A 24,691-nucleotide genomic window follows, 5' to 3' on the forward strand; every position below is an offset into this window, starting at 1 on the left:
AGCGGAAGAGGGGCCTCGCCGAAGGGTGGGGCCCCTTTCATGTGAGAAGGGCGGGGAGCAACCCGTGAAGGAACTCTTCGGCAAGCTCGCCGACGGCACGAAGGTCCACAGCTGGTCGCTGGCCAACGGCGGCACGCGGATGAAGGTCCTCTCCTACGGCGGCATCGTGCAGTCCCTGGAGGTCCCGGACCGCCGCGGCCGGCTCGCCGGCATCTCCCTGGGCTTCGACACCATCGAGGACTACGTCGCGGGGAGCCCTTACTTCGGCGCCCTGATCGGCCGGTACGGCAACCGCATCGGCGAGGGCCGGTTCACCCTTGACGGCGAGGCCTACCAGGTCGACGTCAACGACGGCGTGAACAGCCTGCACGGCGGCGCCAAGGGCCTCGACCGGCACGTGTGGGACGTCGAGCCGTTCACCAAGGGCTCCGACGTCGGTCTGCACCTGCACCACACGTCCGTGGACGGCGAGATGGGCTACCCCGGCACGCTCAAGGTGAAAGTGACGTACACCCTCACCCAGCACGGCGACTGGCGGATCGACTACGAGGCCACCACCGACAAGGCCACCGTCGTCAACCTCACCAGCCACGTCTACTGGAACCTCGCCGGCGAGGGCAGCGGCACGATCGAGAACCACGAGCTGAAGATCGCCGCGTCCCGCTACACCCCCGTCGACTCGGGCCTCATCCCCACCGGTGAGCCGGCCCCCGTCGCCGGCACCCCCTTCGACTTCCGCCGCGCCAAGGCGATCGGCGAGGACCTCCGCGAAGGCCACCAGCAGTTGCTGTACTGCAAGGGCTTCGACCACAACTGGGTGCTCGACAAGGGCATCTCGCCGCGCCCCGAGTGGATCGCCACGCTGAAGGACCCCTCCTCCGGCCGCACCCTGCGGATGGCGACCACCGAGCCGGGCATGCAGTTCTACTCCGGCAACTTCCTCGACGGCACCCTCGTCGGCCCGTCCGGCCGCACCTACCGGCAGGGCGACGCGCTGTGCCTGGAGACGCAGCACTTCCCGGACTCGCCGAACAAGCCGTCGTTCCCCTCGACGGTGCTGCGCCCCGGGCAGACGTACCGTTCGACGACGGTGCACTCGTTCAGCTGCTGAGTCCGTCGAGCCGTCCCTTCTGACGGTTCTTCACAGGTGGCACACACGTTCTCACCGATTTCCCAGTGGTTGAACAGCGCCACCCCAGCCTCCGTATGTAGGGGCGGCCCGTGCTCCCCCGCGCGGGCCACCCAAAGACGACGGACCCGGGTCGCCCCGCCGGGTCCGCCCCATACGGAGGTTCCATGGCCGACAACGTCACCTCGCTGTTCCGCAGCACCGCGGCACACAGCCCGTCGATGGCGGCGCTGACGCGTGAGGGCGGCGACGGGGCCGGTCCGGTCGACTTCTGCATCCCCTGCAACCCGTACTTCCCTACGCCGGAGATGTTCCAGGACATGGGGGCCCGGCTGAAGGACATCATCACCTACTACCCGAGCAGCGCCGACACCATCACGGCCGAGCTGTGCAGCCTGCTCCAACTCCCGCCGCAGTGCGTGGCGATGGGCAACGGCTCCACCGAGCTGATCACCTGGATCGACCACCTGATGGTCCGTGAGTCCCTCGCCATCCCCGTCCCCACGTTCGGCCGCTGGACCGACCAGCCGATGGAGACCGGCAAGCGGGTCGACATGTTCCCGCTCCAGGAGTCCAGCGGATTCGCCCTGGACCTGGCCCAGTACGCCGAGTTCATCCGGGCCCGGGGCACCCGGGTGGCCGTGATCTGCAACCCCAACAACCCCGACGGGGGCTACCTCCACAAGCACGCGCTCGTGCAGTTCATGGACGCGATGGCCGACCTGGACCTGGTGATCATCGACGAGTCGTTCCTGGAGTTCGCCGACGCGGAACAGGATCCGTCGGTGGTCCAGGAGGCGATGCTGCGCCCGAACGTCATAGTCCTGCGTTCCCTCGGCAAGAACTTCGGTCTGCACGGCATCCGCTTCGGCTACCTCGTCGCCAACCCGGCGCTCGCGGGCATGGTCCGCTCGATGCTGCCGAAGTGGAACCTCAACGCCTTCGCCGAGCACGTGGTGTTCATGCTCAAGAACCACGGCGCCGAGTACGCGCAGAGCCTCCATCAGGTGCGCAAGGACCGCCTCGACATGGCCAGCCAGCTCGCCTCGCTGCCCGGACTGACGGTCTACCCGTCCCAGGGCAACTTCCTCTTCGTGCGCCTCCCCGTCGGCGCGGAAGGCACCGTGGTCCGCGACCGGCTGCTCACCGAGCACCGGATCCTGGTCCGCGAGTGCGGCAACAAGATCGGTTCGTCCAGCCGCTTCCTGAGACTCGTGGTGCGCCCCCAGGTGGACGTGCGTCGCCTGGTGTCCGGCCTGGAACAGGTGCTCTACGGGACCAGGAGGGGAGCCGCCGTACCCGAGCTCGGTACAGGGACCAACTACAGCTCGGGTACGGCGGCCGTGGACCGGTTGGTGAGCTCCACCAACGGTTCGGGGACGCCGCTTGCCGCGCAGGCGCAGGCCATGGGGGTCGCGTCGCCCATGCCTGCGGTGGCTCAGCCGCAGGGGATGCCGGGTGCGGGCATGCCCATGCCGGCGCCCATGCCGGCGCCCATGCCGGTGGCTCCGGCGCCCATGCCGGCGCCGGCGCCCGTGGCCCCCATGCCGGCACCGGCTCCCGCCGCCCCCGCGCCGATGCCGTTCCCGTCGCCTGTGGCGCCGGCTGCGGCGACGATGCCTGCGCCCACCCCGCCGGGAGTACCGGCTCGGGGTGGGCTGACGGCCGCGCAGGTTCGGGGTACGACCGGGCCGGCTCCCGGGCTTGCGCCCGCGCCGGCGACCGGGTGGCCGAACAGCCAGAGTTGGCCCAATGCGGCGGGGATGGGGCAGACCGGGTAAGCGCCCTTTCGTCATAGGGGGGCGGGTGCTTGTGCGACTGCGGGTTCGTTGTGGCTTGTCGCGCCCACGCGGTTGGCTCAGTAGGCGACGGGCCAGCCGCTGCTCCAGTTCAAGAGGTTGATGCCCAGCTTGGGCGTGCCGTTGTCGTTGCCGTCGTAGTAGTGGTAGACGATCAGGTCGCCGTCGACGTCGTTCATGATCGACTGACCGCCGGGACCGATGACACTGCCGTGCGACTCCAGGACCGGGGTGCCGCCGTTGTTCATCATCGAGACGCCGTTCTTGTCGGTGTACGGCCCGGTGATGCTGGTGGCCCGCCCGACCTTGACCTTGTAGGTCGAACTCGTCCCGGCGCAGCAGGTGTCGTAGGAGGCGAAGAGGTAGTAGGAGCCGCCCCGCTTGACGATGAAGGGTGCCTCGACGGCCTTGGTCCCGGTGGGGCGGGAGGCGAGCGAGTAGCGGGTGGTGTGGGAGCTGAGCTGCTTCCCGGTGGAGGGGTTGATCTGGATCATCTTGATCCCGGTCCACCAACTGCCGAAGGACAGCCACCACTTGCCGTCGTCGTTCACGAAGAGGTTCGGGTCGATGGCGTTGTAGTCGCTGGAGGAGCTGGACGTGTAGACCGAGCCCTGGTCGGTCCAGCTGCCCGGCCGGCCGGTGGTGGAGGTGGCGAGGCCGATGGCGGACGTGTTCGAGCCGAACTTCGAGACGGAGTAGTACATCAGGTACTTGCCGCCGTGGTACGAGATGTCCGGCGCCCAGGCCTCCGGCACGGAGGAGTAGTTCCGCCACCAGCTCGGCCGGCTGCCGAAGGCGTCGCTGCCGTTTCTGAAGGCGGTGCGGTCGCTGGAGGTCTTGTTCGCGATGCCGCCTCCGGTGGCGTAGAGCAGGTACTGGCCGGAGGAGGTGCGGATCATCGTCGGGTCATGGGTGACGACGTCGCCGGTGACACGGCCGGGGTTGGGGTACGCGGACGCGGTGGAGGGGATCAGGGCGAGCAGGGCGGCGGCGGGGAGGGCGAGCAGGGCGGTTCGCTTACGGAGGGTGCGGCTCATTCGGGGTCCTCCTTGCGGTGGGGGTGACAGATCGGCAGATATCTGGCCGACATCTCGCACGATGCTCGCAAGTTCGAACGGAACGTAGAATCGAACCACTTGCGCGTCAATGGCCCCGGCCTACGCGTGCGGGAGCTGATGGACCAGCAGCCGGTCGCCGAAGGCCTCCGCTCCCACGATGGCGGGCTCGACCGGGCCTGAACTCCACAACTCGACTCGCAGGTCCGGCATACCGTGCAGGTCCCGCAGGTCGAGCGTGCCCGGCGCCGTCGCCATCAGCCCCAGGGCCAGCCTTCTCAGGCCGGGGAAGACGCGGCTCAGCTCCCCGGTGTCCCGGTAGTCCCACACGCCGGTGAGCATCAGCCGTTCGACGCGGGGCAGCGGGTCCACGGGCTGGAGTTCGCGGAGGGAGTCGATGCCCAGCGCGATGCGGGTGAGCCGGGGAGCGTTGCGCGCGGAGCGGAGGATCCAGAGGGGGTTCCGGCAGTACCCCTGGACCGTGAGCGTGCGCAGACTCGGCCAGGCCTCCAGCTCTCCGAGCCATCCGACGTTCTCGATGCCCGCCTCCAGGCGGCGTACGCCCGGATGCGGGGCGATGCCCCCGTGGATGGCTCCGGACAGTCGGAGCGCCGTCAGGCGGAGGTCCCGCACGGCGGAGAAGTCCCGCAGTTCCGGGCAGTCCTGTAGTTCGAGGGCTCTGAGATCGGGTCGGGCCCACAGGAAGCCGAGGCTTTCGATCGACTCGTTGTCCCAGATCGCCAGGGATTCGAGGCCGAGCGACGGGAGTTGGGCGTTCAGCTCCTCCTCCGCGTACGAACCGCGCACGGTGAGCTTGGCGACGGATCCCAGGCGGGACAGTCGCAGGAACTGCGCGGGCTTGTCGACCAGCAGGTCGGGCAGGTGGGCGCCGTACAGCACCTCGTCGACGTACTCCTCCAGCGGGTGCAGCTCCCAGGCTTTGGCGACCTCGCCGCGGACGCCGGGGTCCGGATGCGCCGCGCACTGCCTGAGTTTGTGCCGGGCCTTCGCGCTGCGTACCCGGCCGAGGAGCCGTACGGTGTTGAGGGCCACGCGGTCGCGCAGGTGTTCCGCGTCGGGCAGCAGCCCCACGATCCAGTCGCCCAGGCCCGCGAGGTCCTCGACCTCCTCACGGTCCCGGGGCGGCATGAGGGAGCCGACCCGGTCCTTCACCATGTCCATCAGGCCGGAGTTCAACGACTGGACGTTGAGCGCGCACCGCGCGGCCAGGACGTAGTGGCGGTATTGCACCCAGCGCTGCTCAGCGGCGTCGCCGCGGCCGAGCAGATCGGCGATGAGATGGCGGGCGGCCGGACGTGCCGCGTGCCCGGCGGCCAACACGATCACGTCCTGCCAGTACTCGCTGAGGGCGTGGTTCGGGAGTTCCTCGATGTAGCCGCTCTCGTGGAACTCCTTGGCCGCCAGGAAGTCCTGGAACGTCCGGTGGATGAACTGGATCGCGTCGTCGGCCCGTTCCTGGAGCAGCCCGCTGCGGTCGAGCAGGAAGCGCAGGATCTTCTCGGGCGGCCCCTGTTCCTGGACCTGGGGCATGTCCCGCATGGCGAGGGACAGTTGACGCAGCGTCTGATCGCGCGTCAGCTGCTGTAGCCCCATGCGGACCAGCCAGATGGCCAGCCGCTGGAGCAGTGTGTGCTGCTCGTCGGAGTCCAGTCGGACGTGATCGGCGTTGAGGACGCCCCGGCCCGCGTCCCGGCCGCCGAGGAGCATGGCGAGCGCGGCCCGGTAGAGCTGCCAGCGGGTGGTGGGCAGCAGCCCCCGGCGACGGCGGTGCAGCGCGCAGATCACGGCACACAGCAGCGGGGTGCGGGCGAGGTCGCGAAGCGCCGGGTTCCGCTCCAGCTGGTGCGCCAGATCCTGTTCCAGGGAGGTGAGAAGCTCGTGTTCCTCGCGGCACTCGAGACGGGCCGCGTTGTGCCAGGCGTGCACGAAGGCGCGGATGTCGTCGTCGCTCATGGGCAGGAGGGTCAGCTCGGCGAAGCCGTCGCCGGTGAGCCACCGCTCCTCGACCGCGTTGGGGCGCACTGTCGCCAGGCACCGGGTGCCGGGGTACCGGTCCAGGAGGGCGCACAGCCACCGTCGGGCCTCCTCGCGCTCCTCCGCCGGGACCTCGTCCAGGCCGTCGACCAGAAGGAGGCCGCGCCGCGCTTCCAGCACCCGGCGGGTCCAGCCGTCGGGCTGGCCGTCCGTGCTGACCCGCCCGGCGGACAGGAGCTCCGCCACCGTGGGGAAGCGTCCGCCGCGCGCGTGCACCTCGCGCAGCGGGATGACGAACGGGACCAGGCCGTTCAGATCGGCGAGATCGTCGCTCAGCGTGCCGTTCGCGGCATGGGCGGCGAGCCACCAGACGAGGGTCGTCTTGCCGGCGCCCGCCTCGCCCCGCAGCAGGACGAGGGGCCGGTCGGTCAGCAGGGTCTCGATGCGCTGGGCGCTGTCCCACGCCGGGCCGTGCCGCCGCGGGCCGGGGAACGACGACGGGTAGACGGCGGCCTCGGCCCGCAGGCTCAGATAGGCGGTGTCGAGGTCCCAGCGGGACTCACTCCGGCCGAGTTCCTCGATGCCGAAGATCTCCGTCTTGCGGTACTGGGAACTCAGGTCCTGCGCATACCGGCTCTCGAAGTTCTCGTCCCGGGGATCGACTTCGGTGATGCTCTGCACGTGCGGGTGAAGGAACCCCATGGCCCCTTCCCGGATGACGCCCGTCATCGACGCCGCCTCGATCCTGAGGTGGCGACGGCCCTGGGGCACCTGTGTCACCACACCGAGCAGCACCGGGCCGGCGAAGACCGGGGCACCGGAGAGTCCGCTGAGCGGTGACGCCCGGCGCCCTTGCTCATCGACGGCCGGCTGGTCCAGTTCGCAGGTGAGGACGCCCTTGATCCGTCCGGCCATGGGCAGCACGCTCACCCGGTACTGGTCGTACTCCAGGTCCTCGCCGTGCTCTCCGTAGCGCTGGATCTCGGGGAAGCCGACGATCTGGCAGTGCGGGAGCGGAGCGTCGGTGCCGAGCCGGCCGAGCCGGAGACGGCCCATGGGTGCGGCGGACTCGACGCTGATCACGTCGTCGAGGACGATCAGCACGGCGACGTCGAGTTTCGGATTCGCCCAGCCGACGTGGCAGGGCACCGGCTTGCCCGACGAAGGATGGACCACCTCGACGGTCCCGCTGTCCGCGACCACATGCCACGCCGTGAGCACCGTGTGCCGGTCGAGCAGCACCCCGCTCCCCTGCCCGTTCCCCCACACCACGAGGGCCCGCTCGCGGGCCTGCCCCCCGATCACCGCCCGTCGTCACCCTCGCCGAACCGCCCGACGCTCCCGCGGCTCCCGCTGCGCACCTGCCGCGGCTGCCCGGTCGCGGAGTCGAGCGCGATGTCGCCCACTTCGAAGGTCACGTCCTGCCCGGACGAACGGGCCGCAGCGGTGATCAGTTCGTCCCGTACCGCCTGTACGGCGTCGGCCAGTTCGATCCGGTGGTCGCTCATGTGCCCCACGCTAGAGAGACCTCGACCTCCACCGCCATCGGTTCACGCCAAAGCGCCGTGGCGGCGGCGCCGGATGCGGCCCGCAGGAACGCCAGTTGGCGCTTTCGCCGGAATCACGGGCAGCATTTGTCTCTCACGGCCGGAATGGCTGAGAAAAAGAACGGGCCCCGGAATCAATTGATCCAGGGCCCGTCGCACATGTTTCGTCAGTTGGCGGCAGCGTGCCCGTGCAGGCCCAGCGCGACGCCCTCGGGCGAGATCGCGGCAAAGGCGTCGACGCAGGCGACGGCGGAGAGGGAGTCGGAGAGACCGCCGGCGAGAGTACCGGAGAGGGCGCCCGCGAGACCGGCGGCGGCAGCACCCGCCTGACCACCGGAGATGTCGTCCAGGACGGAGTCGGCGATCTCGGCCGTTTCAACCTGAGAGGTGAAGCTCATAACCTGCGGTTCCCTTCAAGTGAACATGTTGCATAAGCGGCGGTGGCTACGGCGCCTCCAGCCGTGCGCAGGATCAAAGCACGCCGAAGAGGAGACGGCCAGCCTCTCCAGGCCGGTGGACGACGCATTCCGGCGACCGGCTTCACCGCTATGGCCATCGGGTCACCGAATACGCCAACTTCTTCACGGGACCTGCCGCCTGGCCGCGTACGCGAGGGTTGCGGCCCGGTTTCCAAGACGGACACTTCGGCGACAAGGCGGCGCGCGGCGGGAGGATGTGGTGGTCGGCGAGGCTCGGCATGAACTCCTGGTGCGCTGGTGTGGACGTTTGCCGGAGGTTCGGGCCCCCGCCGTCGGTCTCACGCCGAACGCCGTGGCCGCGGGGCCGTAGGGCCGCCCAGCAGCGCCATTCCGAGCGGCGTCACGGAGTGCAGTACGGCTCTCCCCGCCCGGCACGTGCTGAGCAGCCCCGCCTTGCGCAGGATGCCGACATGGTGGCTGGCAGTGGCTGGGGAGATCCCGGCGTCGTGGGCGAGTTCGGTGGTCGTCACCCCGTGATCCGCGACCGTTTCGAGGATCCCGGCGCGGGTGCGGCCGAGGAGGGCGTTCAGCGAGCGCAGCCCGGTCGCGCCCCCGCTCAGAACCGTCTCGTGCGTCATGGGGTACACCACGACACACGGCAGGGCGGGATCCTTCAGCACCGTCGGCCTGCGCCAGCAGAAGTACGACGGGAGGACCAGCAGCCCCCGCCCGTCCAGCCGGACATCGCGATCCGCCGCGCCCGGCCCCGTCACCTCCAGGACGGGTCGCCGCCAGACGAGGCCGGGGTGGAGGGCGCCGAGCAGGGCGCCCAGGTCCCCGTCGGCCAAGTACCGCCCGTGGGCGGCGCGTTCGGCGTCGAAACGAGTACGGACGCGTCCCCACCAGGGCGCCAGCGCGGTCGCGAAGTACGCCCGGACCGCCCGCGCGAGGTGGACGACGGCCTCCTTGTCACCGTCGGCGAGCGGCCTCGCCCAGGACGGCAGTGGTCGGCCGGCGCGGGACAACTCGACCAGGTCACCCCTCAGCCGCTGCCGTGGCGTCGACAGCAGGGCGCCGATCCCGGCATCGAGGCCACCCGTCCCGGCGGCCGGGGTGAGGAAGTCCGCCGAGTAGCCGACGGGTGGGGCCAGCCGGAGCAACGGACGTACGGCCGTGGGCAGTTCGCGGCGCACTCTGCCCCGCCAGCCGCCGAAGACGGCGGACCCGGTGTCCGTCTGAAGCATGTGCATGCTGAGCAGTGCCTCCCACAGGGGGTCGGGAGCCTGGGCCAGCCTGATGCCCGCGAGATCGTCGTCGGTGAAGTGAATGCGTACCGCCATGTGAGCCGTCCCCGTTCCGCGTGTCGTGCACTCACATGGTCCAGGGGGCAGCGCCGCTTGCCATCCTCAGAAGTCATGGGGCTCCGCCCGGCACCCGGGGCCACCCGTGCCGAGGCCCCGCCGCACGAACGCGTGCGGCGGGGCCTCGTCCGGGAGGACCGGTCAGCAGGGCTCGACGGAGCTGACCTGGTCACGCACCGGCGACGCCAGGTCCAGCGCCTGCCCGTCCAGGATCACCTGGATCTCGTTCTCGTGGTCCGCGTCGCGGTACAGGCACCAGTCGTCGCCGGAGATGTTCTTCACCGACCACACGTGGTCGTTGAGACCGCCCGGCAGCTGGCCCAGGTCGGACGCGCCGTCCGACAGCGAGTAGTGCGCGCCGCCGCCCTGCGCGTCGTGGTAGATGCAGAACTCGGACGGGTCGCAGGGCCAGGTCGCCGGGTCCCCGGCCGCCTGCGCGGACGTGGGCATCGCCAGCATGGCGGCGCTGCCGACGAGGGCGGCCAGGCCGAGGGAGAGACGGTGCTTGCGGAGGGACATGAGGTCTTCCTTTCCCCGTGGTCTTGCGTACGACGTCCAGCCTGCGGTCCGCACCCCGCCCCCCGCACCCGCCTTCGATCCAGATCGAATCGAACCCGCATGGCGGCTTCGGGGAACACCGACGCCGCGTACTTGTCGGTGTCAGGGGGCCAGGCCCCCGGCGAACGGCATCGTCTGCCACTGGTCGACGGCCGGCTTGAGGTACTCCGCCAACTCGGGCAGCTGCGGCACGAGCGTGAGGGAGGCGATGATCCGCAGCATCCCGACCGCGTTCACGAAGCGCAGGACATCCTCGTTCAGCAGTCTCGTGCCGTTGCGCCGCGCGCCGCGGTCGTAGGCGGCTTCGTGGACGGGTCCGAGGGCGGCCAGGTCCCACTCGACGGGGCCCGAGGTGATCAGCTCGAAGTCGGCGTAGAGATCCCCGTCCGTCCCGGAGAAGATGTTCGCCGGCGGGGAGTCGCCGTGGATGGGCTGGAGGTCGACCCCCGGGAACGCTTCTTCGAACGCCCTGCGTGAGCGCACGCGAGGTTCCAGGATCTGCCACTCTCGGCGCGCTCGGTCCAACTCGGCCGCGCCGATGAGGTCGGGGAGCTTTTCGAGCAGCACAAGGCTTTCCGCGATGAACCGCGGGTCGGCTGCGGACAGAAACGACAGACGGCCCGGGTACGCGCGCATCGCGGCGTGGAGGTCGGCAACGCTTTCGGAGTTCGCCACGTAGTCGGGTTCCTTGTCCCGGTCCTCCTCGACGAACTGCCAGAACGTCATCGAGAACCCGTCGCGCCGAACCGGTTCCCGGGGCACGAGAGGGCTGGGAGGTATCACAGGGGTTCCCTGATCGGCGAGCCATCGCGTCACGTCCAGTTCCGCCCGCTGGCGACGCGCCAGGGAGTCGAGGTCCTCGGAGTGCGGCAGGACGGTGGGAATCCGGGCCACGACCGGTACGGGCGCGAGGTGGACAACGACGGAGAAGACGTTGTGGAGCACCCTGGCATCAGTCACGGCGAGTCCGAGCTCGCGCCCTGCGCCGACAGCCGCCTCGACTGCGGCGGAGGTGCGGTGCAGGTGTCAGGCCGTACCCGGCATCTCCCGCGCCGGGCACGGCCTGACGTATCCGCGGGGGCCGCGGTGGGCTACTCGGCTACTTCTCCGGGCACTGCTTCCATGCCAGGTGGTACACCGTGCTGATGTCGCCGTCCGTCGAGTCCATGGTCATGAAGCTGACCTTGCTCGGCGAGGACGAGCCGAGGTTCACTCTCAGCTCGGTGTTGATGTTGAAGTTGCGCTGGACTCCGCAGGGCGCCCAGACCAGTTGGGCCCAGTCGGTCTCGTCGGTGGCCTGCCAGTTGTCGTTGAGCGGGCCGCTGTAGGGGTGGCTGCGGAACTGCGTGCTCGGTGAGCCCTGGAAGTAGTACGAGGCTCTCTGTATGGCACTCGCGCCGGGCTGAAGGGCGGCGAAGCCGCGGTAGTCGGCGCTGGCGATGGCGTAGGTGAAGCCACCGGGGACATGCACGACCAGGCTGAGCTGGCAGTTCTTACGGAACGCCGTGGGGTCGGAGTTGCCGCCGACCTGGGCGAGGTAGTCGCTGTACGTCACGGTGAACGCGGTGTTGTCCTCGGAGACGGCGACGGCGGTGGTGCCCTGGGGGCAGCCGGAACCGTTCACCGTGGCGACCTTGATGACGATCTTGTCCGGCGGCGGGTCTTCGAACGCCGGGGCCGCCTGCGCGGGCAGCGCCGCGGTGAGCAGAGCGGCGAATGCGCCGCCGCTCAGCAGGAATCGCAGGAGTCCACGTGCCATGGAGCGCTCCTTGGGGATGGGGGGTGGCTGTACCTCCGACCCGCGCCCACTTGTTCAATATTTGAAGAATCAGTGGGGTTTCTGTGAAGGCTGGAGGCGTACGCATCGTAGGAGTTGCGCGAGTCGCCGACAGGGCCAACTCCAGCCATTCACAACGCGGTTGAGCGAGGTGGCCCCCAGGTGGCCGATTCCGTTCGGTCAGACGCCGACCGGCTGCCGCCGCTCCTCGGCGGGGTCGGCCCCGGCCGCGGCCCTCACCTCCTTCAGGTGGGCGCGGAACCGAGTACGTCAGGGCGGCGGCCCACAGGCCGTACAGAGCGGCTTACACCGCCACGGCCGTCACCCCGGATACCGCGAGCCAGTCGCTGTTCAGCAGGGTGCGGACATTGGTGACGAGGATGACGCCGACCACCGCGGAGCCCAGGACGCGGCGCGGCAGGACGCGCACCAGCCAGGCCGCGACCGGGGCGGCGACCAGGCCGCCGGCGAGGAAGGCTGCCACCCGGACGGGGTCGACGCCCTGCGAGCCCAGCGAGAACAGGAAGCCGAGACTCGCGGCGACCGCGACCAAAAACCCACTGGTGTCGATCGAGCCGATGACCTTGCGCGGGCTCCATCCGGATCTCGGCGAGGTGGACGGTCGCGGAGGCGGCGGCCGGATTCGTCCCCAGGGTGAGCAGTATCAGCGTGCGTGCGCATGCGGCCGGTCCCGTCTTCCCGAGGTTTCATACCGGGCTGGCAGGGATGGACGGGACCGGGCCTTGGGGCATCAGGCTGGGGGCGAGCTACGAGTGTCCGAAATGTGGGACGGAGGTCCGAGGCGTGGACCTCCGTCGGTCTCAGCCCAGCCGGATCACGTTCCAGGACAGCGGTTCCAGTACGGCGGTGAGGCTGCCGTCCTTCAGCGCCGTGCCCTCGACCGGGTGCGGGGCCACCCGCTCGGGGTCGTCGAGGGTGTTGCGGGCGTCGGGGTCGGCGTCCGCGAGGGCGCTGTGCTCGACGACCCGCGTCAGGTCGAGCCCGTTCAGGGCGACCTCCAGGGGCAGCGCCTCGGTGCGGCTGCGGTTGACCGCGAACACGGTGACCGAGCCGTCCTCGGCGCGTACGGCGGTGGCGTGCAGCAGGTCGGCCTCCCCGTACTTCTTCGTCTCGTACGTCGGCGAGTCCACGCGGACGTCCAGGACCTGGCCACGGCCGTACCGCGAGGCCTGCGCGAACGGGAAGAACGTCGTCTGGCGCCACGCCGGGCCGCCCGGCTCCGTCATGATCGGCGCGATGACGTTGACGAGCTGGGCGAGACAGGCGACGGTGACGCGGTCGGCGTGCCGCAGCAGCGCGATGAGGAGCGAGCCGAAGACGACGGCGTCGGTGACGCTGTAGTTGTTCTCCAGCAGCCGCGGGGCCTGTGCCCAGTCCCGCGCGCCGGAGTTCTCGATCTCGTGCCACTCCGAGATGTACCAGACGTTCCACTCGTCGAAGGAGAGGTTGATCCTCTTCTTCGACTTCAGCTTCGCGCCGATGTGGTCGGCGGTGGCGACCACGTTCTCGATGAAGGACTCCATGTCGACGGCGGAGGCCAGGAAGGAGTCGATGTCGCCGTTCTCGGGCTGGTAGTAGGCGTGCAGGGAGATGTGGTCGACGAGGTCGTACGTCTCCTCCAGGACCGTCGCCTCCCAGGCGGCGAAGGTCGGCATGGACTGGCTGGAGGAGCCGCACGCGACGAGTTCGACGCCGGGGTCGATCTGGCGCATGGCGCGGGCGGTCTCGGCGGCGATCCGGCCGTACTCCTGGGCGGTCTTGTGACCGGTCTGCCAGGGGCCGTCCATCTCGTTGCCGAGGCACCACAGCTTGATGCCGAAGGGGTCCTTGTCGCCGTGCGCGGCACGGAGGTCGGACAGGGTAGTGCCCTCCGGATGGTTGGCGTACTCCTGGAGTTCCAGCGCCTCGGCGACTCCGCGGGTGCCCAGGTTGACGGCCATCATCGGCTCGGCCTGGGGGCCGACCTTGCGGAGGAAGTCGATGTACTCGGAGAGGCCGAAGCGGTTGGACTCCGTCGAGCGCCAGGCGAGGTCGAGGCGGCGGGGGCGTTCGTCCGCGGGGCCTACTGAGTCCTCCCACTTGTAGCCCGAGACGAAGTTGCCGCCGGGGTAGCGGATGGCGGTGACGCCGAGTTCCCGGACGAGGTCCAGGACGTCCTGGCGGAGGCCCTCTTCGTCGGCGGTGGGATGGTCGGGTTCGAAGATGCCGGTATAGACGCAGCGGCCGAGGTGTTCGACGAAGCTGCCGAAGATTCGGGGGTTGACCTCGCCGATGGTGAAGGCGGGGTCGAGGGTGACGCGGGCCGTTTCTTGCATGGTCGCCTTTCCAGAGGGGTCGTTCTTGTTTCGTTGGCGGCTGCGGGTTGTGGGGGCTGGTCGCGCCCACGCGGCGGAGCCGCATATCGGACACAGCCCCGCGCCCCTAGAGGACGATGGGCCAGCCGCTTCTTGTCCAGTGCAGTCTGTTCAGGCCCAGCTTGGGGGTGCCTTCGTCCCGTGCGTCGTAATAGTGGTACGCCAGCCAGTCCTGGCTCCGGTCTCGGAACACCGACTGGCCGCCCGTGCCTACGTACTGTCCGTGTCCCTCCAGCAGCAGGTCACCGCCGCCCTCCAGCATCGGCCTGCCCTCGCTGTCCACGTACGGGCCGGTGACCGACGTCGAGCGGCCCACCCTGATCTTGTAGGTCGAGTTCACGCCCTGGCAGCACTGGTCGTACGACGCGAAGAGGTAGTAGTGGCGGCCGTGTCTGACGATGTACGGGCCCTCGACCGCGTACGGGGCGTCGGGGCGGGTGGCCAGGTGGTGGACCGGGGCTGCGGTGAGCGCCTTGCCCGTCCTGCGGTCGAGCTCGACCATGCGGATGCCCGTCCAGTACGAGCCGAAGGACATCCAGAGCCTGCCGTCGGCCTGGATGATCGCGGGGTCGATGGCGTTCCAGGTGTCGGTCGTCTCGGAGGTGAGGACCTTGCCGTGGTCGGTCCAGGTGCCGGGGAGGCCGGAGCGGGACGTCGCGACGCCGATCGCCGAGTGGTTGGTGCCCCAGCTGGACACCGCGTAGTACAGCCAGTACCTGCCCGCGCGGTACGAGATGTCCGGGGCCCAGGGATCACCCGTGTCGTTGTACTCGTACCACCAACTCGGCGGACCGGCGAAGGCGTTGCCCGCGTCGTCCCAGTGCTTGCGGTCCTTGGAGAGGCGGGCGCCGATCACGCCGCCGGTCGAGTAGGCCACGTACTGGCCGGACTTCAGCCTGAGGACGGTCGGGTCGTGGATGATCTGCCGGCCGGTGATCGGGAGCGGGTCGGGGTAGGTGGTGTCCGCCTGGGCCGTGGTCGGCAGAAGGGCGATGAGGGCGGCGGTCACAACGGTGGCGAGTCCGAGGCGCTTCAACTGTGGCTCCCTGCATCGGTGGCGGCCCGCCAGGGCCGGAGGCGGCTGGTGTGGCGCTGTCCTCTGGCGGCTTCGAGCACGTGACCATCGGTTCGTGGCCGACGACGCGACCCGCTCCCTCGTGGGTTCACTGCCCGGCCAGGCCCGTGTGGGCCACGCCCGCCACGATCTGTCGCTGGAAGAAGACGAACACGACGATCAGGGGCAGGCCCGCCATCAGGCCGCCGGCCATGAGCTGGGCCCACTGGATGCCGTAGGAGTTCATGACGGTCGCGATGCCGTTCGGCATGGTCATCAGGTCGGGGTTGTTGGTCACCATGTAGGGCCAGAGGAAGTTGTTCCAGGAGGCGATGAAGGTGAAGATGCCGACCGCCGCGAGGGACGGGCGGGCGAGCGGGACGACGATGGTGAAGAAGACGCGCCAGCGGCCGGCGCCGTCGATGAACGCGGCCTCCTCCAGCTCGCGCGGGATGCCCTGGAAGAACTTGTAGAGGATGTAGACCATCGCGGCGGGCGCGCACTGGGGCAGGATCATGCCCCAGTAGGTGTCGACCATGCCCATCTGCTGGACGGTGGTGAAGAGCGGGACGCCGAGGACCGCCGGGGAGATCATCAGGCCTGCCATGACGATGCCCATGAGGACGGTCCTGCCGCGGAACTCGGTGCGGGCGAAGCCGTATCCGGCCAGCGTGCTGACCGCCAGCACGACGGAGGTGACGCAGACCGACACCACCAGGGAGTTGACGAACCAGTTGGTGATGTTGCCGGTCTCCCACAGCGCTTTCCACGCCTGGGCCGTCCAGACCTCCGGCAGCCAGTGCGGCGGGATCGCGGCCGCCTCCGCCTCGGCCTTGAACGAGGTGAGCAGGGCCGCGGCGATCGGGGCCACGAAGACGGCGGAGACGGCGACGCCGAGGATCGTGAGGATGATCTGGCTGGGCGTCCAGGGCTTACGGGGGCTCTTGCGGAGCGGTACGGCGGTGGTCATCGGCCGCCCTCCTCACGGTTGCGCAGCAGCCACATCCGCGCCAGGGCGACGACTGCGATGATCACGAAGAAGATGATGGACATCGCGGAGGCGTAGCCCACGCGGTAGCTGGTGAAGCCCTGTTCGAGGGTGTACTGGACGAAGGAGCGGGTGCTGAGCTCCGGTCCCGGTGAGAAGTCCATCATCACGACGGCCTGGTCGAAGAGCTGGAGCGAGGCGAGGATCTGGAGGGCGATCACCAGGCCGGTGATGTTGCGCAGCATCGGCAGCGTGATGTGGACCATGCGGTGCCAGGCGTTCGCGCCGTCCAGTTTCGCGGCCTCGTAGAGGTGGTCGGGGATGCCCTGGAGGGCGGCGAGGTAGAGCAGGAAGCTGAAGCCGACCGTCCACCAGAGGGTCTCGATGACGATGGCGAGCATCGCGTACGACTTGTCGGTCAGCCAGGGTGTGGTGAGGCCGAAGGTCTCGTTGATCAGGCCGATGCCCTGGGTGAAAAGCCACTGGAACATGTTGGCGGCGACCGTCGAGGGCAGCAGGAACGGCACGAAGAAGCACAGCCGCCACAGCCATTTGCCGCGCTCGATGTTGTGGGCCAGCATCGCGAGCAGGAAGGCCAGGACCGTGATGCACGGGACGACCAGCAGCGTGAAGTAGGCGCTGTGGCCGAGCGCCTCCCACATCGCCGAGTCGTTCAGGGCCTCGCGGTAGTTGTCGAGGCCGACGAAGCTCGCGCCGTCGCCGGAGATGTTGGCGTCCGTGAAGCTGAGGTAGACGCCGCGCAGCAGCGGCCAGATCACGAACAGCGCGAAGAGCGCCAGGAACGGGGCGACGAACCAGCCTCCGTGCTGGAAGCCCTGCCTCCGGCGGACGGTCACGACGGCCGTCGCGGTCCTGGCGCGTGCCGGTGCGAGGGCGGTCCGTGCTCCGGTCGTCATGTGCGCGCCGGCCGTCATGCGACCGCACCTCCCTGCGCGGCGGTCCTGCCGTCCATCGGGTTCTTCGAGGCGAGGAGCTTGGTGAGGTGGCTCTTCATCGTCCGTGCGACCTTGTCCGGCTCGGCGGAGCCCGTCGTCGAGGAGACGACGACCGGACCGAGATCCTGGGCGAGGACGCCGGTGGAGCCCGCGAACCACACCTTCGGCTCGGTGGCCTGGTGGTCCATGGCGCTGACGTACTGGTTCTGCGGGGTGAGCTTCTTGTACGCGTCCGTGGCGAGCGTCGGCGTGTACGCGGGGATGTGGCCGCCGGCCGCCCACTGGAGGGCGTGCTTGACGACGTAGGCGGCGAGTTCGTGGGCGCCCTCGTTGGCGGCGCCGCCGCGGTCCGACTGGTGCGGCAGGACGAAGGCGTGCGACTCGGCGTGGGTGGCCTGCCTGCCGAAGACGGGCGGCAGCGGGGTCGCGCCGTAGTCGAGCTTCGCTCCGGAGAAGACCGGCACGGACCAGTTGCCCTCCCAGGTGAAGGGGGCGCCGTTGACGAACTGTTCTCCCGTGGGCGCGCCGGGGATGACGTACCCGTCGGTGACGTGCCTGCGCAGGAACTCCAGGACCTGGGTGGCCTTGTCGGTGTCGAAGAGGACCTCGGTGTCGGTGTCGTCGAACCACTTCCCGCCGAGCTGGGTGTAGAAGGTGACGAAGAACCACCACTGGAAGTTCTGGTCGTTGGTCCACAGACCGATCGTCTGGAAGCCCTTCTTCTGGACGGCCTTGGCCTTCCTCAGGACGTCGAACCACTCGTCCGTGGAGGTGACCGGGATCATCCGGCCGTCGTCGCCGAGCAGGTCGGCCTTCTTCAGGACGTCCTTGCGGTAGAAGCAGAGCTGGACGTGGATGTCGAGCGGGAGGGCGTAGAGCTTGCCGTCGATGACGCCGCGCCGCCACAGCTCCGGCTTGAAGTCCTGCTCCCGTACGCCGTACTCGGCGAGCAGTTCCACGTCCCAGGGGTCCAGGAGACGGCCCGGCGAGAAGCCGGTGACCCGGCCCATGTGCATGACGCCGAGGTCGGGTGCGCGGTTGCCGGCGGCGGCCATGGCGAGCTTGGTGTAGAAGGGGTTGCCCCACTGGAGGGTGGAGTCCTTCACGTCGATACCGGGGCCGGCCTTGCGGAAGGCGTCCAGCATCGCGATCATGTTGGCGCCGTCGCCGCCGCTGAAGAGGTTCCAGTAACGCACGCGGGTGTGTGCGCTGGAGGCGAGCGCGTCGGCCCCGGTCCCGAGCGCCGCGAAGCCGAAGCTGCCGGCCACCGCCAAGCCGCCTGCCGCGGCGAGGAGTTGCCTGCGATTCAGGTCAGGTCGTCCCATTCCCCGCCCTAACTGTTCGAGATATCGGATCGCGCCCGCAACTTCGAACGGGACCGTAGGCTGCAAGCGCTTTCTAGTCAATGGGTCGTGCACGAATTCGGAGCGGCGTCCGAGCGCAGAGCACCCCTCACGAAGCCACCTACGGTCCGGCAACGCCCTTAGGCCCTGTCGTTTGGATCACCCCGGCGTCCAAACGACAGGGCCTAAGGGGACCAATCCCGGCCCCACCCGCGGAGCGCTTGGTTCCCGGTTGAACTACGGTCGCCGGATCGCATGACGCGGACACGCGGGTCCGCGTAGGCTCGAACGGCCCGCCGAGCGGCGGGGGAAACAGGGGGTGCGATGGACATCGCGGGCGCGCGCAAGAGGGCGGCCCGGGTCGCTTCGGTGCTACGGCTGCGGCGCTCACGCTCCGCTTCCGCGATGCGCGACCTGGCCTCCGATCTGAGCGCCGCACTGCGTGCCAGACCCCATCCCCCGGCCGATGTCCGCGAGTTGTGCCACGCGCTGTGCGCGGAGATGAGCGCGCGGCGCGGCGAGCGGCCCGTCGAGCTGCGGTTCGAGCGGTTCCCCGACGAGATCGAAGTGACCGGGCTGTGGGTGGAGTTCCAGGACTTCGACCTGGTCATCGTCGAGGAGCGGGCCGAGGCGATGCAGCAACTGGTCATCCTCGGCCATGAGTTGTGGCATCTGCACGCCGGTCACGGCCACCACCACACCGACGGTACGGCCGCCGCCCACGCCCTCGCCGGCACGCCCGGCTGGAAGGACGCCGCCCTCACGGTGGCCGCCCGCAACGGTTCCCGGGAGCGGGACGAGTCCGAGGCCGACGACTTCGGGCACCGGTTGGCGGCCGCGTTCCGGCCGCTGCTGTCCGGGCGGGGGGCGCAGCCACCGCTCGGGCCGGTGCAGCGGTCGATGGGGTATCGCGGGAGCGGGAGTGCGAGCGGGGCCGGGAGCAGAAACGGGAGAGTGGGGCGGTGACCTGGGCGACCGGGCCGGCGTCGGGGCCGGTGGCGGAGTCGGTGACCGGGCTGGCGTCCGAGTCGGTGACCGGGCTGGCGTCCGAGTCGGTGACCGGGCTGGCGTCGGCCTCGGAGAGGCTCTTCGGCGACGTGCAGATCTCCTTCTGGATCCCGACCGTCGCCCTCACCGCCGCCCTGGCGATCAAGCTGCCCAGCATCGTCAGGATGTGGCGGGACCCGCTGCTGCGCGCCGTCGGCGGTCTGCTGCTGTTCGCCTGCGCCGTGTTCGTCTTCGCCGCCCCGAGCACCATCGCCTGGACCAACCGCGTGACGGGCGTACCGAACATCTCGGCGCCCTGGGTGTACTCGCTCATCACCGCGCTGTGCGCGTCCTGGCTGCTGCTGATCATCGCCTGGCGCAACGGCCTGGCCAACCGCTCGGCCGCGACGCGCCGCGCGACGCGCTGGGTCGTCTCCGTCTACGCGGGTGTGGTCGTCACCCTGTGGGTGCTCTTCGCCCTCGCCGACGCCCCCGTGGAACGGCTGCGGGACCTGGACACGTACTACGCCACGACGCCGTTCATGCGCGAGCAGATCCTGCTCTACCTGCTCGCCCACACCGTGGCCTGCACGATCACGGCCCGGCTGATCTGGAACTGGATCCGCACCGACGGCCTGGACGCATGGCTGCGCTGGGGCCTGAGGTTCCTGGGCGTCGGCTACGCGACGAACCTGCTCTTCGACGCGTCCAAGCTCAGCGCCGTCGTCGCCCGGTGGACGGGCCACGACCTGGACTGGCTGAGCACCTACCTGGCGCCGTCGGCGGCCTGTGTCTCCGCCTCCCTGGTCGCGGTGGGCTTCATCATCCCGCACGTGGGCCAGTACCTGCACGAGCACTGGCGGATCCGGCTGCGCCACCGGCACCTGCGGACCCTCTCCGCGCTGATGCGGTCGGTCAGCGCCGCCCGCGAGCCGTTCACCCTGCGCGGCACCGCGGAACTGCGGCTGATCCGCCGGGAGACGTTCATCCGCGACGCGCTGCTCCAGGTGTCCCGGCACCTCGACGAGAACCTGCGCGCACGGTCGTACGACGCGGCCCTCGGCCTCGGTTTCGGGCCCGCGCGGGCGGAGGCCCTCGCGGCTGCCGTCATGCTGCTGGACGCCGTCGACACCCGGCGGCAATCCCCGGAGGCCGACGCCGGCGCCTCTCCGTCCGGCCCCGACACCGCGTATCTGCTGCGGGAGATCCAGGCCGTGTCCCGAGCCCTCCGTCATCCCGAAGACATCGAGGCGGTACGCGCCCGAGCGACCGCCCCGGCAGAGAGTGCCTCCGCATGAACGAACGCCCCGCCCCAGACGTCAGAACCGCCGTCGTCCTGGGGGGATCCCACACCGGCATGCTCGCGGCCCGCGCGCTCGCCGGTTTCGCCGACCGCGTGGTCGTCGTCGACCGGGACGCCCTGCCCGACGGCCCCGAGCCCCGCAAGGGGCTGCCGCAGGCGCGGCACGCGCACATGCTGTGGTCGGGCGGGGTACGGGCCATGGAGGAACTGCTCCCCGGGATCACCGAGGTGCTCCGGGCCGCCGGAGCGCAGCGGCTGCCCGTCACGACCGACGTGGTCGCCATGTCGGCACGGGGCTGGTTCCGCCGCTGGCCCGAGTCGCACCATGTGATCCTGGCCGGCCGGGACCTGCTGGACGCGACGATCCGCGCGCAGGTCCTCGCCGACGAGCGGATCGAACTGGTCGAGCGGGCTGAGGCGGTCGGGCTGACCGGCTCGGCCGCCGCCGTGACGGGCGTACGCGTCCGCACCGACGACGGCGCCGAACGCACCCTGCCCGCCTGCCTGGTCGTCGACGCCACCGGCCGCGGCTCCGGGGCACCCAAGTGGCTCTCGGAGCTGGGTCTTCCCACCCCCGAGCGCCGCGAGGTCGACTCCGGGCTGGTGTACGCCAGTCGCCTCTACCTCGCCCCCGAGCATGCCCGGGACGGCTTCCCGGTCGTCAACGTGCAGCCCGACCCGCGCGACGGCGGGCCGGGCCGGGCGGGATTCCTGCTGCCGATCGAGAACGGCCGGTGGATCGTCACCCTCTCCGGCACCCGCGGCGGCGAACCGCCCGCCACGGCCGAGGACTTCGCCCCGTTCGCCCGCGAGAAGCTGCGCCACCCGCTGATCGGCGAACTCATCGAGAACGCCGAGCCCCTGTCCCCCGTCTCCTGCACCCGCACCACCGTCAACCGCCGCTTCTTCTACGAGCGGATGCCGGCCTGGCCGGAGAACCTCGTCGTCCTCGGCGACGCCCTCGCCGCCTTCAACCCGGTCTACGGCCACGGCCTCGCGGTCGCCGCCCAGAGCGCCCTGATCCTGCGGGACATGACACGCCGTCACCCCCCGACGGCCCCCGGCCTGGCCCGCCGCGTCCAACGAGCGGTGACCCGCCCGGTCGCCGCCGCCTGGGACATGGCCATCGGCCAGGACGTCTTCTACCCCGGTGCGACGGAGGCCGGCCCCACCCCGCGGGAGCGCCTGGTCGCCGCCTACGTGGCCCGCCTCATGCACACCGCCACCGGCAACGGCCGCATCGCCCGCCGAGTGACGGACGTGACCTCCCTGGAGCGCGGCGCCGAAGTCCTCCTGACCCCGTCCGTCCTCCTGGCCGCCGCGATCGGCCCCCTCAAGCAACCGCTGAAGGGGCCACCGCTGACGGCGGAGGAACGGAAGGCGGGAGGGCTGGTCTGAGGGGAGGGGCGGGCGGCGGGCGGGGTCAGCCCTTGAAGGCCGGTTGCGCCAGCCCCTTGCCCGCGCCCGGGATCACGAACACCGAGCCCGCCAGCGCGGGCGGCGACGTGAGGCCCACGCGGGCCGTGGTGATGTAGAGGTCGGTCAGGTCGGGGCCGGCGAAGGTGCAGGCCGTGACCCGGGGGACGGGGAGCGGGATCACGCGGTCCAGTTCGCCGGCCGGCGTGTAGCGGCGTACGGAGGCGCCCTCCCACAGGGCCACCCAGACGCAGCCCTCGGCGTCGACGGTGAGGCCGTCGGGGAGGCCTGCGCCGTCCTCGATCTCGGCGAAGGGGCGCCGGTTCACGGCGCGGCCGTCCGTGAAGTCGAAGACGTCCACGCGGCGAGTGGGCGTGTCGGTGTAGTACATGAGGCTTCCGTCCGGGCTCCAGCCCGTGCCGTTGCTCACCGCGACGTCGTCGAGGATCACGTCGACCGTGCCGTCACCGGTGATCCGGGACAGCGTGCCGCCGCCCGGGGCCTCGTCGTAGCGCATGGTGCCGGCCCACAGGGAGCCGTCCGGGGCGACGGCGGCGTCGTTGGCGCGGCGGCCGGGGACGGGCTCGTGGTGCAGCCAGCGGAAGGTGTCGTCCGGGTCGAGCAGTCCGACGCCGTCCCGCAGGTTCAGCACCAGGCCGCCGCCGGCGCGCGGCTTGACGGCGCCGACGTGCTGCGGGGTCGTACGGACCGAGCGACGGCCCGAGACGGGGTCGTACGTGTGGATCCGTGATCCCAGGATGTCGATCCAGATCAGCCGGCCGCTCGCCGGGTCCCAGGTCGGGCCCTCACCGAGCTCCGCCTCCGCCCGTACCGCCACCTCGTACGCGGTCGTCGTCATGCCACGCTCCGGTATCCGAGGTGCTCCGACAGTTCGGCGGCCCCCTTGGCGGCGAGCTGCTCCAGCTCGACGCGCCGGTCGTCGCTCCAGCGGATCATCGGGACGGAGATGGAGAGGGCGGCGACCACCTGCCCGGCACGGTCCCGCACGGGCGCGGCCACGCACGACACGTCCGGGTTGGACTCCCGGCTCTCGACGGCGATCCCCCGCTGCCGGATCTCGGCGAGCGCCTCGCGCAGGGCGCCCGGGTCGGTGATGCTGTTGGGTGTCATGGCGATGAGCTCGGCGTCGTCCGCGATACGGGAGGAGAGCTCCGGCTCGGGAAGGGAGGCCAGCAGCATCTTGCCGACGGACGTGCAGTGGGCGGGCAGGCGCCGCCCGGCGGCGGACACCATGCGCACCGCGTGTGTCGAGTCCACCTTGGCGATGTAGATGACGTCGGTACCCTCGAGGATGGCCACGTGCACGGTCTCGTCACAGGTCTCGGCGACGGACCGGGCGACCTGCTGGCCCTCGGCCGCGAGGTCGAGCTGCTCGGCGTACCGGCTGCCGAGCTGGTACGGCCGTACGCCCAGGCGGTACCGTCCCGGCTGACCGGGGACCTGGACGATGTACGACCGGGCTGCGAGCGTGGTGACCAGCTCGTGCACGGTGGTGCGCGGCAGCTGGAGCTTGCGCACGATGTCGGGGGCGGACAGCGTGCCGTCCCCGTCGAGGAAGAGCTCGAGAATGTCGAGAGCCCGGGTCACGGCTGGTACGAGGCGTCCCACGTCCGGCACCCTCCCTTGGATGTCAGGCTGCGTTCGAGATTTCAACAGCCGATCGGAATAACGAACACAGGCTACTCAACTTCCGTTTCCCCCTGCAATGGCCTTGCGCGGACCAGCTCGAAAGCTCCGGGAGAGCTCAGGCGGAGCAGCCCTGATGCCGCCGGGTACGCCCACGCCAGTACACCGGCTTACTCCCCCTGTCAGACGTGCTCGCCGCCCGCGCCCGGCACGGTGTTGTCCATGTCTTCCACGACCTCTTCCGCGTCCGCCGGGAAACTGAGCCGTCCCGTCCGCCGGGCCGTCCTCGTCGTCCATGTCGTCGCCTCCGCCGGCTGGCTCGGGCTCTCGCTCGGGCTGCTGGCGCTCGCGGTCACCGCGGCCGGCACCGGCTCCGCGGTGACCGTGGAGGCGTCCGTACGGGCCATGAAGCTGTTCGCCGACTGGCTGCTGCTGCCTGTCGCGTTCCTCACACTGATCAGCGGACTGGTGCTGTCCCTGGGCACGCAATGGGGGCTGGCCCGCCACCGCTGGGTCTACATCAAGTTCTGGCTGACCCTCGCCACGACCACCGCCACGACCTTCGCCCTGCGCCCCGGCCTGGGCACCACCGTCGCCGCCGTCGCCGCGGGCGAGCCGCTGCCCGATGCCACCGGACTCATGATGGGGCCGATCGTGTCGCTGTCCGCGTATGTCTTCATGACGGTGATCTCGGTCCTCAAGCCCTGGGGGCTGACGCGCCGCGGACGCAGGCTGCGCGCGACCCCCCGCAGGCCGGTGCAGCCTGCCGAGCGCACCCGCCGGACCGCCTGAGCCGTTCAAGCCCGCCCGGCGTTCGAGGACGAGGCCCTTTCGGGGCCGAAGCGGGGGTCTCGGGGCCGCGGGCCCTGGGGGGCGGGGTCGAAGGGGCGGGGCTAGGGGGTGTTTCGAAAGTCCTGTGCGGCGCCCGCGGTGTCCGGTGCGTGCTCTCGGCGCGCCGGACGAAAGCCCTCGTACTGGACGT

The 24,691-nt window shown here is 70.3% G+C and carries 22 protein-coding genes; 6 read left to right on the forward strand and 16 right to left on the reverse strand.

All coding sequences use genetic code 11. From position 1 onward, the window contains the following. Nucleotides 1-25 precede the first annotated feature (25 nt). Nucleotides 26-1,111 carry an aldose epimerase family protein gene (locus tag KUM44_RS03560; RefSeq protein WP_374202006.1) on the forward strand — a complete coding sequence of 362 codons (1,086 nt, stop codon included), beginning with the start codon at nucleotides 26-28 and terminating at the stop codon, nucleotides 1,109-1,111. Nucleotides 1,112-1,296: 185 nt separating this feature from the next. Then, nucleotides 1,297-2,910 carry a histidinol-phosphate transaminase gene (locus KUM44_RS03565; RefSeq protein WP_217206167.1) on the forward strand — a complete coding sequence of 538 codons (1,614 nt, stop codon included), beginning with the start codon at nucleotides 1,297-1,299 and terminating at the stop codon, nucleotides 2,908-2,910. Between the two features lie 77 nt (nucleotides 2,911-2,987). Here KUM44_RS03565 and KUM44_RS03570 read toward each other — a convergent pair whose 3' ends face one another. The 14 genes from KUM44_RS03570 to KUM44_RS03635 all read right to left on the reverse strand — a co-directional run bounded on the left by KUM44_RS03570 (nucleotide 2,988) and on the right by KUM44_RS03635 (nucleotide 18,338). Next, nucleotides 2,988-3,965, reverse strand: coding sequence for an arabinan endo-1,5-alpha-L-arabinosidase (locus tag KUM44_RS03570; RefSeq protein ID WP_217206168.1), 978 nt, complete (start codon nucleotides 3,963-3,965; stop codon nucleotides 2,988-2,990). 120 nt (nucleotides 3,966-4,085) lie between these two features. Then, nucleotides 4,086-7,283, reverse strand: a complete 3,198-nt coding sequence (locus KUM44_RS03575; RefSeq protein ID WP_217206170.1) for a serine protease — start codon at nucleotides 7,281-7,283, stop codon at nucleotides 4,086-4,088. After that, entirely contained in the window at nucleotides 7,280-7,486 is a 207-nt protein-coding gene (locus tag KUM44_RS03580) for a trypco2 family protein (protein ID WP_217206172.1), read from the reverse strand. Before KUM44_RS03580 ends, KUM44_RS03575 begins: the two co-directional genes overlap by 4 nt. Nucleotides 7,487-7,692: 206 nt before the next feature. After that, entirely contained in the window at nucleotides 7,693-7,923 is a 231-nt protein-coding gene (locus KUM44_RS03585) for a hypothetical protein (protein WP_217206173.1), read from the reverse strand. A gap of 359 nt (nucleotides 7,924-8,282) precedes the next feature. Beyond that, on the reverse strand, nucleotides 8,283-9,284 hold the full coding sequence (locus tag KUM44_RS03590) for a winged helix-turn-helix domain-containing protein (RefSeq protein ID WP_217206174.1): 1,002 nt from the start codon (nucleotides 9,282-9,284) through the stop codon (nucleotides 8,283-8,285). A gap of 162 nt (nucleotides 9,285-9,446) precedes the next feature. After that, the gene (locus KUM44_RS03595; protein WP_217206175.1) at nucleotides 9,447-9,824 is read right to left on the reverse strand and encodes a peptidase inhibitor family I36 protein; all 378 of its coding nucleotides are present in this window, start codon (nucleotides 9,822-9,824) and stop codon (nucleotides 9,447-9,449) included. A gap of 141 nt (nucleotides 9,825-9,965) precedes the next feature. Further along, on the reverse strand, nucleotides 9,966-10,823 hold the full coding sequence (locus KUM44_RS03600; RefSeq protein WP_308402477.1) for a phosphotransferase: 858 nt from the start codon (nucleotides 10,821-10,823) through the stop codon (nucleotides 9,966-9,968). Between the two features lie 139 nt (nucleotides 10,824-10,962). Further along, complete coding sequence (locus KUM44_RS03605) at nucleotides 10,963-11,622, reverse strand: DUF4360 domain-containing protein (RefSeq protein ID WP_217206176.1); 660 nt, start codon at nucleotides 11,620-11,622, stop codon at nucleotides 10,963-10,965. A gap of 322 nt (nucleotides 11,623-11,944) precedes the next feature. Beyond that, entirely contained in the window at nucleotides 11,945-12,193 is a 249-nt protein-coding gene (locus KUM44_RS45005; protein ID WP_254388980.1) for a hypothetical protein, read from the reverse strand. Nucleotides 12,194-12,461: 268 nt separating this feature from the next. Beyond that, nucleotides 12,462-13,976 carry an alpha-N-arabinofuranosidase gene (locus KUM44_RS03615; RefSeq protein WP_217206177.1) on the reverse strand — a complete coding sequence of 505 codons (1,515 nt, stop codon included), beginning with the start codon at nucleotides 13,974-13,976 and terminating at the stop codon, nucleotides 12,462-12,464. Between the two features lie 106 nt (nucleotides 13,977-14,082). After that, nucleotides 14,083-15,051, reverse strand: a complete 969-nt coding sequence (locus tag KUM44_RS03620) for an arabinan endo-1,5-alpha-L-arabinosidase (RefSeq protein WP_217206178.1) — start codon at nucleotides 15,049-15,051, stop codon at nucleotides 14,083-14,085. Between the two features lie 127 nt (nucleotides 15,052-15,178). Beyond that, nucleotides 15,179-16,039, reverse strand: a complete 861-nt coding sequence (locus KUM44_RS03625) for a carbohydrate ABC transporter permease (RefSeq protein ID WP_217206179.1) — start codon at nucleotides 16,037-16,039, stop codon at nucleotides 15,179-15,181. After that, nucleotides 16,036-16,974 (reverse strand): carbohydrate ABC transporter permease, encoded by a 939-nt coding sequence (locus KUM44_RS03630; protein ID WP_217206229.1) that lies wholly within the window; start codon nucleotides 16,972-16,974, stop codon nucleotides 16,036-16,038. Before KUM44_RS03630 ends, KUM44_RS03625 begins: the two co-directional genes overlap by 4 nt. A gap of 14 nt (nucleotides 16,975-16,988) precedes the next feature. After that, a complete protein-coding gene (locus KUM44_RS03635; protein WP_217206180.1) occupies nucleotides 16,989-18,338 on the reverse strand; it encodes an extracellular solute-binding protein in 1,350 nt (449 codons plus the stop codon). 342 nt (nucleotides 18,339-18,680) lie between these two features. On the opposite strand from KUM44_RS03635, the gene KUM44_RS03640 reads away from it, so the two are divergent. The 3 genes from KUM44_RS03640 to KUM44_RS03650 all read left to right on the forward strand — a co-directional run bounded on the left by KUM44_RS03640 (nucleotide 18,681) and on the right by KUM44_RS03650 (nucleotide 22,044). Then, on the forward strand, nucleotides 18,681-19,322 hold the full coding sequence (locus tag KUM44_RS03640) for a toxin-antitoxin system, toxin component family protein (protein ID WP_217206181.1): 642 nt from the start codon (nucleotides 18,681-18,683) through the stop codon (nucleotides 19,320-19,322). An 89-nt stretch (nucleotides 19,323-19,411) separates the two neighbouring features. Further along, nucleotides 19,412-20,641, forward strand: coding sequence for an MAB_1171c family putative transporter (locus tag KUM44_RS03645; RefSeq protein WP_217206230.1), 1,230 nt, complete (start codon nucleotides 19,412-19,414; stop codon nucleotides 20,639-20,641). After that, the gene (locus KUM44_RS03650) at nucleotides 20,638-22,044 is read left to right on the forward strand and encodes an NAD(P)/FAD-dependent oxidoreductase (protein WP_217206182.1); all 1,407 of its coding nucleotides are present in this window, start codon (nucleotides 20,638-20,640) and stop codon (nucleotides 22,042-22,044) included. The genes KUM44_RS03645 and KUM44_RS03650 overlap by 4 nt, the downstream gene beginning before the upstream one ends. 25 nt (nucleotides 22,045-22,069) lie before the next feature. Here KUM44_RS03650 and KUM44_RS03655 read toward each other — a convergent pair whose 3' ends face one another. Together KUM44_RS03655 and KUM44_RS03660 are read right to left on the reverse strand one after the other, a co-directional pair. Further along, nucleotides 22,070-22,921 carry an SMP-30/gluconolactonase/LRE family protein gene (locus KUM44_RS03655; protein ID WP_217206183.1) on the reverse strand — a complete coding sequence of 284 codons (852 nt, stop codon included), beginning with the start codon at nucleotides 22,919-22,921 and terminating at the stop codon, nucleotides 22,070-22,072. Continuing rightward, nucleotides 22,918-23,691, reverse strand: coding sequence for an IclR family transcriptional regulator (locus KUM44_RS03660; RefSeq protein ID WP_217206184.1), 774 nt, complete (start codon nucleotides 23,689-23,691; stop codon nucleotides 22,918-22,920). The genes KUM44_RS03655 and KUM44_RS03660 overlap by 4 nt, the downstream gene beginning before the upstream one ends. A gap of 240 nt (nucleotides 23,692-23,931) precedes the next feature. Between KUM44_RS03660 and KUM44_RS03665 the strand changes: the two genes are divergently transcribed. Next, a complete protein-coding gene (locus KUM44_RS03665) occupies nucleotides 23,932-24,501 on the forward strand; it encodes a DUF2269 domain-containing protein (RefSeq protein ID WP_217206186.1) in 570 nt (189 codons plus the stop codon). Nucleotides 24,502-24,691 lie beyond the last annotated feature (190 nt).

Source organism: Streptomyces sp. AC550_RSS872 (assembly GCF_019049285.1).
Taxonomy (GTDB): domain Bacteria; phylum Actinomycetota; class Actinomycetes; order Streptomycetales; family Streptomycetaceae; genus Streptomyces.

Excerpts from the sequence above, each read along its gene's own strand:
- KUM44_RS03565 (WP_217206167.1), top strand. The coding sequence starts at position 1,297 with ATGGCCGACAACGTCACCTCGCTGTTCCGCAGCACCGCGGCACACAGC.
- KUM44_RS03605 (WP_217206176.1), bottom strand. The coding sequence starts at position 11,622 with ATGGCACGTGGACTCCTGCGATTCCTGCTGAGCGGCGGCGCATTCGCC.
- KUM44_RS03665 (WP_217206186.1), top strand. The coding sequence starts at position 23,932 with ATGTCTTCCACGACCTCTTCCGCGTCCGCCGGGAAACTGAGCCGTCCC.
- KUM44_RS03625 (WP_217206179.1), bottom strand. The coding sequence starts at position 16,039 with ATGACCACCGCCGTACCGCTCCGCAAGAGCCCCCGTAAGCCCTGGACG.
- KUM44_RS03630 (WP_217206229.1), bottom strand. The coding sequence starts at position 16,974 with ATGACGACCGGAGCACGGACCGCCCTCGCACCGGCACGCGCCAGGACC.
- KUM44_RS03635 (WP_217206180.1), bottom strand. The coding sequence starts at position 18,338 with ATGGGACGACCTGACCTGAATCGCAGGCAACTCCTCGCCGCGGCAGGC.
- KUM44_RS03615 (WP_217206177.1), bottom strand. The coding sequence starts at position 13,976 with ATGCAAGAAACGGCCCGCGTCACCCTCGACCCCGCCTTCACCATCGGC.
- KUM44_RS03655 (WP_217206183.1), bottom strand. The coding sequence starts at position 22,921 with ATGACGACGACCGCGTACGAGGTGGCGGTACGGGCGGAGGCGGAGCTC.
- KUM44_RS03570 (WP_217206168.1), bottom strand. The coding sequence starts at position 3,965 with ATGAGCCGCACCCTCCGTAAGCGAACCGCCCTGCTCGCCCTCCCCGCC.
- KUM44_RS03595 (WP_217206175.1), bottom strand. The coding sequence starts at position 9,824 with ATGTCCCTCCGCAAGCACCGTCTCTCCCTCGGCCTGGCCGCCCTCGTC.
- KUM44_RS03640 (WP_217206181.1), top strand. The coding sequence starts at position 18,681 with ATGGACATCGCGGGCGCGCGCAAGAGGGCGGCCCGGGTCGCTTCGGTG.
- KUM44_RS03650 (WP_217206182.1), top strand. The coding sequence starts at position 20,638 with ATGAACGAACGCCCCGCCCCAGACGTCAGAACCGCCGTCGTCCTGGGG.
- KUM44_RS03590 (WP_217206174.1), bottom strand. The coding sequence starts at position 9,284 with ATGGCGGTACGCATTCACTTCACCGACGACGATCTCGCGGGCATCAGG.
- KUM44_RS03585 (WP_217206173.1), bottom strand. The coding sequence starts at position 7,923 with ATGAGCTTCACCTCTCAGGTTGAAACGGCCGAGATCGCCGACTCCGTC.
- KUM44_RS03580 (WP_217206172.1), bottom strand. The coding sequence starts at position 7,486 with ATGAGCGACCACCGGATCGAACTGGCCGACGCCGTACAGGCGGTACGG.